The sequence below is a fragment of the Curtobacterium sp. WHRI 8282 genome, assembly GCF_040223925.2.
In the GTDB taxonomy this organism is placed as follows: Bacteria; Actinomycetota; Actinomycetes; order Actinomycetales; family Microbacteriaceae; genus Curtobacterium; species Curtobacterium flaccumfaciens.
Genome location: NZ_JBEHCD020000003.1, coordinates 634,559 through 645,596 on the forward strand (window position 1 = coordinate 634,559; position 11,038 = coordinate 645,596).

The following is an 11,038-nucleotide window of genomic DNA, read 5'->3' on the forward strand; positions in this document are numbered from 1 at the left end:
CGGGCCGGACTACGCGTCGATCTGGCGGCCGGCGATCAGCCCGGTGGTCTCGTACTCGGCGAGCTGGGCGATGCGGCGGGCGTGGCGCTCCTCGCCGGAGAACGGCTCGGCGATGAACAGGTCGACGAACCGGATCGCCTCGTCCTCGGTGTGCTGGCGTGCGCCGATGGAGATGACGTTGGCGTCGTTGTGCTGACGGGCGAGCAGCGCGGTCGACTCGTTCCACACGAGCGCGGCACGGATGCCCTCGACCTTGTTGGCAGCGATCTGCTCACCGTTGCCGGAACCGCCGAAGACGACACCGAGCGCCTGGACACCGGCGCGCTGGTCCTGCACCACGGCGTGCGCGGCGTTGATGCAGAACGAGGGGTAGTCGTCGAGCGCGTCGTACTCGGTCGGACCGTGGTCCACCACCTCGTGCCCGGCTTCGGTCAGGTGGGTTGCGAGGGTCTTGTTGAACTCGAGGCCGGCGTGGTCCGTTCCGAGGTGGATGCGCATGGAACCGATCATATTCCTGCGGCTCCGGGGCCCGGACCACCACGGACTACGGCGCGCGGAGCACCACGACGAGGTACCGGGTGGGGTCCTCACCCGGGTTGCGGTAGACGACGTCGGCGGGGTCGCCGAGCTCGATCCGGTCCCCCGCCGCCAGGCGCGTCGGCTCGCCGCCGACGACGACCTCGAGCACGCCGTCGACCACCCAGATGCAGTGCCGCAGGAACGCGTAGGCGGACGCCGGGTAGGCCACCTCGCGGCCGGCCGGGAGGCGCACCTCGGTGACGTCGGCGGGGAACGTCGCGCTCGAGACCGGACGGCGGCGGTACCCGGTGTCGGGATCGGTCCAGGAATCGGCGGTCGCGCCGCGCTGGACCCCGCGCGCCTCATCGGGGTCCGTCACCCTGGGCACCTCGTGCTCCAGGGCATCGTCGAGGAGCTGCGAGATCGTCAGGCCGAAGGCACCGGACAGACGACCGAGGATCGTCGCGGTGGGGCTGGAGACCCCGCGCTCGACGCGGTTGATCATCGCGCGGGAGACGCCGGACTCCTCGGCGAGCTCGGTGAGGCTCCACTTCCGCTCGGTGCGGAGCCGCTGGAGGCGTTCACCGAGCGCCCGCTGCTCGGCGACCGAGGTGTCGTCGGCGCCGGTTGCGGGATCGGGGTGCTCGTCGTCTACGATGTGAGACATGACGACAGCATATGCGACGAACGCGACGGGCCCGGTCATCGTCCGGGACTGCGAACCGCGCGACCTCGACGTCGTCCACGCGCTCCACGTCGACGCCGTCCTGCACTCCACCGCCATCTGGCAGGAGGTGCCGCATCCCCGCTCGTACTTCGACGGCTGGCTCGCCGAACGGCAGGCGGACGGGTACCCGGTGATCGTCGCCGAGGTCGACGGGCAGGTCGCCGGCTACGCCACGTACTCCCAGTGGCGGCCGCACCAGGGGTACCGGCTGACCGTCGAGCACAGCGTCTACGTGGTCGAGACGTTCCGCGGCCGGGGCATCGCGACGACCTTGATGGCCGAGTTGGTCGCGCGCGCCACCGCCGAGGGGCGGCACGTCATGATGGCCGGGATCTGCAGCACCAACACCGGGTCGATCGCCCTGCACGAACGCCTGGGGTTCACCACGGTCGCGGTCGTCCCCGAGGTCGGACGCAAGTTCGACCGCTGGCTCGACCTGACGATGATGCGGCTGCCGCTCGTCTGACCGTCAACGGTCAGTCCGCGCCCGGCATCGGGACGTCCAGGGGCGGTGGCGACGGTCGGAACGGCGGCGCGGTGTCACCGTGCGCGATCGGACGGTGGTCGGCGAACCAGGAGTACGCGACCGCTTCGTCGGCTTCGGCCGGACTCTCGTCGAGGCAGTCGTTGCACCGCGCGTGCCAGCCGGCCTCGTCGTGCCAACGGTGTGGATGGCCCTTCGCGACCCAGTCCGGCGACCACTTCACGTCGAAGGCGTACACGATCTCAGCGGCGATCCCCCACGCGAGGTTCTTGAGTGCATCGTCGCCGATGCCCTTGTCCCACGAAAGCCAGCCGTTGCGGAGTTCCTCGAAGACGTTGTCCGCGAGCAGCTCGTGGTTCTTGTCGCCCCACTCGTCGCTCGAGGACCGCACGACGACCGCGGGCACGCTCGGGGTCGTCGCCGGCCCAGCATCGCTCGCCCGGTCATCCCTGGCCTGGTCGGCGCTGTGGGTCCGCGCGTACCGCTCGCCGTCCGTCGTGTTCATCAGCCAGACCGAGTTCGCGAGGTCACCGTCGGACTCGCCGGCCTGGGGTGCGCTGACGTAGCGTTCCCGGACGGTCGCAATCCGGTCAGCGGCGCTCCGCTCGGGTTCGACGAACGCAAGCTCCGAACCGGCACGGACGAACATCCCGCTCGTCAGGAGCCCCCGACGGAGGCCGATCTCGACGGACCGCAGCGCCATCGCCCGGGCTCGGGTGGCGTCGGGTTCGTGATCGGTCCGCACCATGCGGTGCAGCGCGCGGAGGTCGGTCGCACAACCGTTCCGGTTGAACTCCGTCAGTTCGAGGAGCAGCTGTTCCTCGGGCGTCCGGGGCGCCGGCTCGGCGCTCGGTGTCAGGCCGTCGTCGTGCCGGACACTGCGCCGCTGGACCCGGGGGTCCTCCGCATCAGCGGGCGGGACGACGTCGATGTACGACTCGTGCCCGGGGAGTGGTTCCCGCATCGCGGCGATCGAGCCGTCCGGCATCGCGCGGACTTCTTCGGCAGGGAACGGGACGTACTCAAGGCCGGCGTCAGACAACGATCTCGTCCCCGTGTTCTTCGATGACGTTGCCGTCCTCGTCCCAGATGCCGTCATCCCGTGCGAAGGGGTCCAGACCGGCGGCGATCCGTCGGGCACGCTCGGCTTCGAACAGGGCATCTCCCTTCGGCGTGTCCATGATGTAGCAATCCCAGAACGGGACCTCGACGTCGCCCGGCTCGAGCGTGTAGACAGCAGCTACTCGTTCGACGATCTCGTCAGGCGTGCCCTGCCACTCGTCCCAGCCGGCACGTCCGGGCCCGTCCGGCTCGTACGTGCCGACGGACACGAGTCCCTCGGCGAGGAGACGGCGAAGGTTGTCGAGTACCCATTCGCGCGTCTCCTCGCGGGGACGATGTCGTTCGATCTCGAACGTCGATGCCCAGCCCCAGAGGTTCTCGCCCGTTCCGTTGTAGGTCGTCGCAAGGACGTAGTAGGTCAGTTCGTTCATTCGAATCCCTCTGGTTTTGCGTCATCGGGCAGTAGCAGGGCAGTGGCTCCTGCATCGCCGCGATGGAGCCGTCCGGGAGCGCACGGACTTCCTCAGCAAACAGGGCAACGTACTCAAGTCCGGCGTCAGACAACGATCTCATCGCCGTGTTCTTCGATCACGTTGCCGTCCTCGTCCCAGACCGAACGAAGTCGCGGGACAGTGTCCTCACCCGCGAGCTCGCGCCGCGATCGCTCTCGTTCGTACAGCTGCGCACCGGTGTCCGTCCGCATCAGGTAGCAGGCCCAGTACTGCACCTCGTCAGGAGCGAGATCGACCATGTAGATCGACGCGACTCTGTCGACGACGGCTTCGACGCTCCCGGTCCACGTCTCCCAGCCGGCATGCCCACCACCGTTCTCCTGGTAGTCGCCGACACACACGAGATCACGCTCGAGCAAGCGGGCGAGTACGTCGAGGAGCCACTCGCGAGTCTCGTTCAAAGGCCGATGGCGTCGCTTCTCGATGTTGCCGGTCCACGCCCAGAGGTTCTCGCCGGTCCCGTCCTGAACGGACGCCAGGCAGAAGGAGGTGAACTCGTTCATCAACATCATCCTTCCGGCATCGCGTCGTCGGGCAGGTCAGGGCATGGAGCCGTGCGGCATTGCACGGACTTCCTCAGCAGGGAAGGGGACGTACTCGAGGCCAGTGTCAGAAAACGATCTCGTCCCCGTGCTCCTCGATCACGTTGCCGTCCGCGTCCCAGATCCCTCCGAAGTGGTCGTCGACATGCGCCCAAGGATCTTGCCCAGCGGCCTCTCGTCGCGCTTCCTCCGCCTCGAACATGGCCACCCCGTGTGGCGTTCCCGTCACCAAGAGGTTCCACACCGTGTCGGAGCGCCCGTATCGCGCCGCTGCCCGTTCAACGAGCTCAGCGACGTCACCGCTCCAGTTCGACCACACGCCTCTGCCCGCGGCGTCGGCTTCGATCGACCCGAGGCCGACCAAGTCCGCTTGGAGCAGGTCCCGGAGGTAACCGAGGACTCGACCCTGCACGATCTCCTCCGCCTCGTGCGTCCTCTCGGCGATACCGATGTGCCACCCGTACAGTTCCGAGCCGACCTCATCGGACACATCAGCGAGTAGTTGGTATGTCAGCTCGTTCAACGGTGTTCCTCCGGTAGGTCGTGTCGTGGAGATCCCTTGGGCAGGTGGATCTTGTACTTGCTCTTCCCACCGGCGTTGATCTCGATGGTGGGTCCGCCTGACTGACTGTCTGGACGCCACTGCACCCGAGAGCCGTCAGGGAGTTCAACCGAGGTCGAATCAGGAGCTCCGCCGTCCATGGGTCTGCCCCCACGGGTGAGCTCCCTCCAGATGTCGACGAGTTCCTCCGGGGTGTCAACCTCGCCTACAGGTTTCTTCTTCGGCACCCGGCCGTACTTCCGCGCGTGTTTGATGGCTTCCGCGCCGGTCATCGGCCCGACCACGTCGGTCATGATCCCGGCGCCACCCGCGACCTCGCGGGGCTTGCCCGTGAGCGGATCGTGCGTCCAGGCCCACGCGTCCTGGTCCGCCTGCGCCATACGCTGCCGCATGGCATCGGCCGGGGTCTGCTGCTTCGTGTCCCCGCTGAGGCCGAACAGGATGCCCAGCAGCCCGAGCGCCGACAGTCCGCCGACGGCGCTGCCGGTACCGGCAGCGGTCCCACCAGCAGCGCCGAGCCAGGGCCACGGGAACTGGAAGGGTGCGGAGGGGAAGCCCGGAAGCGGCATCGGCGCCACGAGGCTCGCGGTGCGCACGTCGGTCTCATCCCCGGCGAGGCCGGCGGTCGAGTCACCGCCGGTGATGGCCCGGATCTGCGAAGCGAGTCGCCGCTGCCAGTCTCGCCACTGTTCGTTCCAGTCCGAGACCGCTGCCCGGAGCGTCGCGTCCTCGGCAGCGAGGCCGGGGATCTTGTCCCACGACGTGCTCGAGTCCGGCGGCTCGGGCAACGCGGCGTCGTGACGTTCGACCGCGGCGTGGAGTCCGCCGGCGAACGACGCGATCCGCTCGACCAGTGCGGCCCGTCGCATCTGGAGCTCGGCGAAGTCGAAGGACGCCCGATCGACGACTTCGTGCAGGCGCTCGGCGCTCTCGGCGAGCTCGGTCGCGACGGCGGTCGACCGGTGGGTCATGGCGGGCATCGCTGCGCTGACGCCGGTCATCTCGAACACCGCCGGCATGGTGGACCAGGAGTGCTCTCCGTCCGATGCGGCGCTCCGCACATCGCCGGAGGCATGTCGGAGGTCATCGGCGGCGGCCAGTACGGCACCCATGTCGAAACGTATCTCGTCGAGCGACGCCGCCGAGACCGCACCGCTCATCCCTGCACCGCGTGATCGGCGGTGCTCGCCATCTGACCGTCCGCTTCGTCGACGGCGGCGAGCGCGATCGTCCCGACCGCGCTGACCGCCTGGAGGTGCTTGCCGATCCTCGACGCTGTCTCGGTGCGCCCCGACGCGAACGACCGCAGCGCCGCTGCGATCTCCGGCGATCCGCTCGCCGCTTCGGCGAGCGCGTCGAGCGCTCGCGTGACCTCGTCCGCACGTCGGCTCACGCCGGATGCCGCCGTGCGCACGTTCGCCACGGTCCTCGCGGACGCCGCGCGGTCGACGCGGTACGACTCCCCCATGTGGATCCCCATCCCCTGATACTTCACCGGCCGGAAGCGACCGTAGCAGGGACTGGAGGCGCGGTGCCAGCCCGCGCCGCGCCTCCAGTCCGTCAGTCCGTGGTGTCGAAGATCGGACCGACGGTGCGGGACCGCTTCAGCTCGAAGAAGGCGGGGACCTTCGCGACGGCGACGACGCCGTCCCACAGGTCGAGCGCCTCCTGGCCCTTGGGCGCCGGGGAGATGACCGGTCCGAAGAAGGCGGTGCCCTCGACGGCGATGACCGGCGTGCCGACGTCCTGCCCGACACGGTCGATGCCGTCCTGGTGACTGGCGCGCACGGCGGCGTCGACCTCGTCGGTCCAGGCGTACTCGAGCAGGTCGGCGTCCAGGCCGAGCTCCGCGAGCACGGCGGGGACGACCTGCTCGGGGTCGGACTCCTGGCGGTGGTGGATGTGCTCGCCGAGGGCGTCGTACAGCGGCTTCACGACGTCCTGGCCGAGCCGGAGCTTCGCCGCCGTGACGATGCGCGGGTAGACCTGGCCGGCGTGCAGGCGCTCCTTGTAGCTGTCCGGCACGTCCTGGTCCTCGTTGAGGACGAACAGACTCATCACCTTCCAGGTCACGTCGAGGTCTCGGTGCTCGGCGACCTCGCCCACCCAGCGGCTCGTCATCCAGGCCCACGGGCAGTTCGGGTCGAACCAGAACTCCACGGCGGTGCGCTCGGTGGTGGGGTCGGTCGGGTTGTCCACAGTCGTCTCGGTCACGATCCGAGCGTACGCGGCGTCGCTAGGCTGGAGCCCATCGTCCCGCCGGCGCACGACGCCGTCCGGGGCCCCGTACGCGGACACCGATCGTCCGCGTCCCCAGCGAAGATGGAGCGTTGCGTGCCCGGAGAGAACCTCACCCGAATCGAAGCCCAGGAGCGCGCGGCCGTCGTCGCCGTGCAGACGTACGACGTCGAGCTCGACCTGACCCGCGGCGCCGACAGCTTCGGCAGCACCACGCGGGTGCGCTTCACCGCCACCGCCGGCGCATCGACCTTCATCGACGCCATCACGAAGACCGTGCACTCGATCACGCTGAACGGCACGGCGCTCGACGGCGCCGCGGTGAACGACGGCGTGCGCATCCGGCTCGACGACCTGCAGGAGCAGAACGAGCTCGTGGTCGTCAGCGACGCGCTGTACACGAACACCGGTGAAGGCCTGCACCGCTTCGTCGACCCGGTGGACGACGAGGTGTACCTGTACTCCCAGTTCGAGGTCCCCGACTCCCGCCGCATGTTCGCGGTGTTCGAGCAGCCCGACCTGAAGGCCGAGTTCTCCTTCACCGTGACGGCGCCGTCGCGGTGGCAGGTCGTCTCGAACTCCCCCACGCCGGAGCCGCACGTTGACGGCGACGTCGCGACCTGGGCCTTCCCGCCCACCGCGCGCATCTCGAGCTACATCACCGCGCTCGTCGCCGGCCCGTACGAGGTCGTGCGCGACGAGCTGACCAGCCGCGACGGCCGGACGATCCCGCTCGGTGTGTTCGCGCGCAAGTCGCTCGCCTCGTACCTCGACCCCGAGTACGTGTTCGACATCACGAAGAAGGGCTTCGCGTACTTCGAGGAGAAGTTCGACGTCGCCTACCCCTTCGACAAGTACGACCAGCTGTTCGTGCCGGAGTTCAACGCCGGTGCGATGGAGAACGCCGGCGCGGTCACCTTCACCGAGACCTACGTGTTCCGGTCGAAGGTCACCGACGCCATCAAGGAGCGCCGGGTCGTCACGATCCTGCACGAGCTCGCCCACATGTGGTTCGGCGACCTGGTCACCATGAAGTGGTGGAACGACCTGTGGCTCAACGAGTCCTTCGCCGAGTGGGCCTCCACGATCGCCACGGCCGAGGCCACCGAGTGGACCGAGGCCTGGACCACGTTCCAGGCGATGGAGAAGTCCTGGGCCTACCGCCAGGACCAGCTCCCCTCGACGCACCCGATCGTCGCGACGATCAACGACCTCGAAGACGTCCAGGTCAACTTCGACGGCATCACCTACGCGAAGGGCGGCTCGGTCCTCAAGCAGCTCGTCGCCTGGGTCGGCATCGACGCGTTCTTCGCGGGGGTCTCCGCCTACTTCAAGAAGCACCACCACTCGAACACCGAACTCCGCGACCTGCTCGTCGAGCTCGAGGCGACGAGCGGCCGTGAGCTGACCGAGTGGTCGAAGCTCTGGCTCGAGACCGCGGGCGTCAACACCCTGCGTCCCGAGATCGAGACCGACGAGTCCGGTGTCATCACGTCGTTCACCGTCCTGCAGGAAGCCCCCGCCGACTACCCGACGCTGCGCCCGCACCGTCTGGCGATCGGCGTGTACGCCTTCCAGAACGACGAGTCCGCGCCGTTCGGCGCCGACACGGCCTCCGCCGGCGGCAAGCTCGAGCGGGTCCACCGCGTCGAGATCGACGTCGACGGTGCCCGCACCGAGGTGCCCGAGCTCGTCGGCGTCCAGCGCGGCGACCTCGTGCTGCTGAACGACGACGACCTGGCCTACGCCAAGATCCGTCTCGACGAGCACTCCCGGCGCACCGCGATCGAGCACCTCGCGTCGATCGCGAACCCGCTTGCCCGCTCGATCGTCTGGGGTTCCGTGTGGGACGCCACGCGCGACGCCGAATCCCCGGCCAGCGACTACGTCCGCCTCGTGCTGGGCAACATCGCGACCGAGACCGAGTCGACGACCATCCGCACGACGCTCTCGCAGCTGCTGCTCACCGCACGCAACTACGTGGCACCGGGCTCGGTCGAAGTCACGGTCCGCACCGTCGGCGACACGCTCTGGCAGCTCGCGTCCTCGGCCGAGGCCGGCTCGGACGCGCAGTTCCAGTTCGTGAAGTTCTTCGCGCAGATCCCGTCCACGCCCGAGCACGTCGCGACCCTGCAGGGTCTCCGCGACGGATCGGTCACGCTCCAGGGCCTCGAGATCGACACGGACCTGCGCTGGGAGCTGCTCGAGGGCCTCGTGCTCGCGGGTGCTGCGGACAACGCCGAGATCGACGCCGAGCTCGCCGCGGACAAGACCGCGTCGGGCGAGCAGGCCGCGGCCCGCGCCCGGGCGACGATCCCCACGGCCGAGGGCAAGCTGGCGGCGTTCTCGTCGCTGGTCGACTCGTCCGAGCTGCCGAACGCCATCGTGCGCCAGACCACGGTCGGGTTCCAGCACGTGAACAGCCCGGTGCTGCTCGAGGGCCTCGTACCGAAGTACTTCGAGGTGCTCACGCGCATCTGGGCCGAGCGCAGCTACCACATGGCGGACACCATCGTCTCGGGCCTCTACCCGGCGCCGCTCGCGTCGGCCGAGCTCCGTGACGCCGCCGCCGCGTGGCTCGAGGAGCACCCGGAGACGCCGGCGCTGCGCCGCATCGTGTCCGAGAGCCTCGCGGGCACCGAGCGCGCGCTCCGGGTCCAGGCCGCCGACGCCTGACCCCTGCGCTGATCCGGCGGGGTCTTGGTGTTCCTCCAGGGACGCCGAGGCCCCGCCGCTTAGCATCGACCGGATATGAACTTGGCTGCAACGACCGAAGACACGTCCAAACTGGTCTCGAACGCGTTCACGGACTTCGTCGACACCTGGCAGGCGCCGATCACGATCGTCATCACGATCATCGCCGCGATCATCCTCCGGCTGATCCTGCGCCGGATGATCAAGCAGGTCGTCGACCGGATCGTGAACGGCGTCAAGAAGCGCCAGGGAGCCGCGGACACGCAGGCCCTCATCGCGTCGCCCGTGCAGACGGCTCGGGTCGTCCAGCGCACCCGGACGCTCGGCAGCGTCCTCGAGAACCTCGCCACCGTGGTCGTGGTCGCGATCGCACTCGTCATCATCGCCACTGCTGTGTGGAAGGGCGCCGCAGTCGGCATCGTCGGCGGGGCATCGCTCGTCGCAGCGGGTCTCGCCGTCGGCGCCCAGTCGATCGTCAAGGACCTGCTGTCCGGCGTCTTCATGATCCTCGAGGACCAGGCCGGCGTCGGTGACGTCGTCGACACCGGTCAGGCCACGGGCGTCGTCGAGAACGTCGGGCTGCGCGTCATGCAGATCCGCGACGTGAACGGGATCCTGTGGTTCGTGCCGAACGGCCAGATCCTGCGCGTCGGCAACCTGTCGCAGGGCTGGTCGCGCGTGCTCGTCGACATCACCGTGCCCTACGACACCGACATCGACGCCGTGCAGGACGCCCTGCTCAAGGCCGCCGTCACGATGTCGCAGGAGTCCCGCTGGCGGCAGCGGATCGTCGAGAAGCCCGAGATCTGGGGGCTGCAGTCGATCACCGATGCTGGCATGGTCTTCCGCCTGGTCGTGAAGACCCGCGCGTCCGAGCTCGACGTCGTCGGCCGGGAGCTCCGCACCCGCCTGAAGCACGCCGTCGACGAACTCGGCATCACCCTGCCCGCGATGGCGATGATCATGCCCGAGGGCTGGGAGAACGCCACCTCGATCAACGGCCTGCGCACTGTCCGGACCCAGCCGACCCCGGCACCCACCAAGCCCCGGCGGACCAAGCGCAACATCCTCGGGCAGCCGATCCGCACGGACGACCCCGACAGCGGGAAGGACCCCCGATGACCGTCCCCACACCCCCGAGCGGCGGCACGGGCGGGCCCGGAGCGCGCGGCTCGCTCGGCATGCCCGGCTCCCCCGGCGCGAACGGCTCCGTCGGGGTCCCGGCGCAGCCCATCACCCTGCGCGTCGGCGAGCACGGCGCTTCGGCCACGGGTTCGCTGTACGAGCGGATCGGCGGTGCCCCCACCTTCGACCGCCTCGTCCGGCGCTTCTACGAGGGCGTGCAGCAGGACGAGGTCATTTGGCCGATGTACCCGGCCGACGACCTCGAGGGTGCGATCTGGCGCCTCTCCGCCTTCCTGCAGCAGTACTGGGGCGGCCCGGGCACCTACAGCGAACAGCGCGGACACCCCCGCCTGCGGATGCGGCACAACCCGTTCAGGATCACCTCCGAGGCCCGGGAACGCTGGCTCCACCACATGCACGACGCGGTCGAGTCGCTCGAGCTCGCACCCCTCGACGAAGCCGAGCTCTGGGGCTACCTCGACCGCGCCGCCCACGCGATGACGAACACCTTCGACTGACCTGCGCCCGGCGCGACGCCGGCGCGGTGGACACCGCCCGTGGCGGACGGGAGGC

13 protein-coding genes are annotated in these 11,038 nt (G+C 69.2%); 4 read left to right on the forward strand and 9 right to left on the reverse strand.

Annotation, left to right across the window (positions count from 1 at the left end; all coding sequences use genetic code 11):
* Positions 1-9: 9 nt before the first annotated feature.
* The gene (locus ABRP24_RS13875) at positions 10-498 is read right to left on the reverse strand and encodes a ribose-5-phosphate isomerase (RefSeq protein WP_027464669.1); all 489 of its coding nucleotides are present in this window, start codon (positions 496-498) and stop codon (positions 10-12) included.
* A gap of 46 nt (positions 499-544) precedes the next feature.
* Positions 545-1,186 carry a helix-turn-helix transcriptional regulator gene (locus ABRP24_RS13880; protein WP_349847901.1) on the reverse strand — a complete coding sequence of 214 codons (642 nt, stop codon included), beginning with the start codon at positions 1,184-1,186 and terminating at the stop codon, positions 545-547.
* Between ABRP24_RS13880 and ABRP24_RS13885 the strand changes: the two genes are divergently transcribed.
* The gene (locus tag ABRP24_RS13885; protein ID WP_232749742.1) at positions 1,185-1,712 is read left to right on the forward strand and encodes a GNAT family N-acetyltransferase; all 528 of its coding nucleotides are present in this window, start codon (positions 1,185-1,187) and stop codon (positions 1,710-1,712) included. The two genes, ABRP24_RS13880 and ABRP24_RS13885, sit on opposite strands and share 2 nt — an antisense overlap.
* 10 nt (positions 1,713-1,722) lie before the next feature.
* Here ABRP24_RS13885 and ABRP24_RS13890 read toward each other — a convergent pair whose 3' ends face one another.
* The 7 genes from ABRP24_RS13890 to ABRP24_RS13920 all read right to left on the reverse strand — a co-directional run bounded on the left by ABRP24_RS13890 (position 1,723) and on the right by ABRP24_RS13920 (position 6,622).
* Positions 1,723-2,772: a hypothetical protein gene (locus ABRP24_RS13890; protein ID WP_349847903.1), complete on the reverse strand. Its 1,050-nt coding sequence runs from the start codon at positions 2,770-2,772 to the stop codon at positions 1,723-1,725.
* Positions 2,765-3,223 carry a hypothetical protein gene (locus ABRP24_RS13895; protein WP_111057871.1) on the reverse strand — a complete coding sequence of 153 codons (459 nt, stop codon included), beginning with the start codon at positions 3,221-3,223 and terminating at the stop codon, positions 2,765-2,767. The genes ABRP24_RS13890 and ABRP24_RS13895 overlap by 8 nt, the downstream gene beginning before the upstream one ends.
* Before the next feature lie 125 nt (positions 3,224-3,348).
* Positions 3,349-3,807 carry a hypothetical protein gene (locus tag ABRP24_RS13900; RefSeq protein ID WP_349847905.1) on the reverse strand — a complete coding sequence of 153 codons (459 nt, stop codon included), beginning with the start codon at positions 3,805-3,807 and terminating at the stop codon, positions 3,349-3,351.
* A 106-nt stretch (positions 3,808-3,913) separates the two neighbouring features.
* On the reverse strand, positions 3,914-4,369 hold the full coding sequence (locus ABRP24_RS13905; RefSeq protein ID WP_173035643.1) for a hypothetical protein: 456 nt from the start codon (positions 4,367-4,369) through the stop codon (positions 3,914-3,916).
* Positions 4,366-5,568, reverse strand: a complete 1,203-nt coding sequence (locus tag ABRP24_RS13910; protein WP_349847907.1) for a hypothetical protein — start codon at positions 5,566-5,568, stop codon at positions 4,366-4,368. Before ABRP24_RS13910 ends, ABRP24_RS13905 begins: the two co-directional genes overlap by 4 nt.
* A complete protein-coding gene (locus ABRP24_RS13915; RefSeq protein WP_176708385.1) occupies positions 5,565-5,888 on the reverse strand; it encodes a hypothetical protein in 324 nt (107 codons plus the stop codon). Before ABRP24_RS13915 ends, ABRP24_RS13910 begins: the two co-directional genes overlap by 4 nt.
* A gap of 80 nt (positions 5,889-5,968) precedes the next feature.
* On the reverse strand, positions 5,969-6,622 hold the full coding sequence (locus ABRP24_RS13920) for a DsbA family protein (RefSeq protein ID WP_259577230.1): 654 nt from the start codon (positions 6,620-6,622) through the stop codon (positions 5,969-5,971).
* 120 nt (positions 6,623-6,742) lie between these two features.
* Here ABRP24_RS13920 and pepN point away from each other — a divergent pair, with 120 nt between their 5' ends.
* From pepN to ABRP24_RS13935, 3 genes are all read left to right on the forward strand, one after another.
* Positions 6,743-9,322: an aminopeptidase N gene (gene pepN / locus ABRP24_RS13925; RefSeq protein ID WP_349847910.1), complete on the forward strand. Its 2,580-nt coding sequence runs from the start codon at positions 6,743-6,745 to the stop codon at positions 9,320-9,322.
* Between the two features lie 75 nt (positions 9,323-9,397).
* A complete protein-coding gene (locus ABRP24_RS13930; protein ID WP_349847913.1) occupies positions 9,398-10,462 on the forward strand; it encodes a mechanosensitive ion channel domain-containing protein in 1,065 nt (354 codons plus the stop codon).
* A 59-nt stretch (positions 10,463-10,521) separates the two neighbouring features.
* Positions 10,522-10,983 (forward strand): globin, encoded by a 462-nt coding sequence (locus tag ABRP24_RS13935; protein WP_232536654.1) that lies wholly within the window; start codon positions 10,522-10,524, stop codon positions 10,981-10,983.
* Positions 10,984-11,038 lie beyond the last annotated feature (55 nt).

Excerpts from the sequence above, each read along its gene's own strand:
- ABRP24_RS13875 (WP_027464669.1), bottom strand. The coding sequence starts at position 498 with ATGCGCATCCACCTCGGAACGGACCACGCCGGCCTCGAGTTCAACAAG.
- ABRP24_RS13885 (WP_232749742.1), top strand. The coding sequence starts at position 1,185 with ATGACGACAGCATATGCGACGAACGCGACGGGCCCGGTCATCGTCCGG.
- ABRP24_RS13880 (WP_349847901.1), bottom strand. The coding sequence starts at position 1,186 with ATGTCTCACATCGTAGACGACGAGCACCCCGATCCCGCAACCGGCGCC.
- ABRP24_RS13895 (WP_111057871.1), bottom strand. The coding sequence starts at position 3,223 with ATGAACGAACTGACCTACTACGTCCTTGCGACGACCTACAACGGAACG.
- ABRP24_RS13900 (WP_349847905.1), bottom strand. The coding sequence starts at position 3,807 with ATGAACGAGTTCACCTCCTTCTGCCTGGCGTCCGTTCAGGACGGGACC.
- ABRP24_RS13910 (WP_349847907.1), bottom strand. The coding sequence starts at position 5,568 with ATGAGCGGTGCGGTCTCGGCGGCGTCGCTCGACGAGATACGTTTCGAC.
- ABRP24_RS13915 (WP_176708385.1), bottom strand. The coding sequence starts at position 5,888 with ATGGGGATCCACATGGGGGAGTCGTACCGCGTCGACCGCGCGGCGTCC.
- ABRP24_RS13930 (WP_349847913.1), top strand. The coding sequence starts at position 9,398 with ATGAACTTGGCTGCAACGACCGAAGACACGTCCAAACTGGTCTCGAAC.
- ABRP24_RS13935 (WP_232536654.1), top strand. The coding sequence starts at position 10,522 with ATGCCCGGCTCCCCCGGCGCGAACGGCTCCGTCGGGGTCCCGGCGCAG.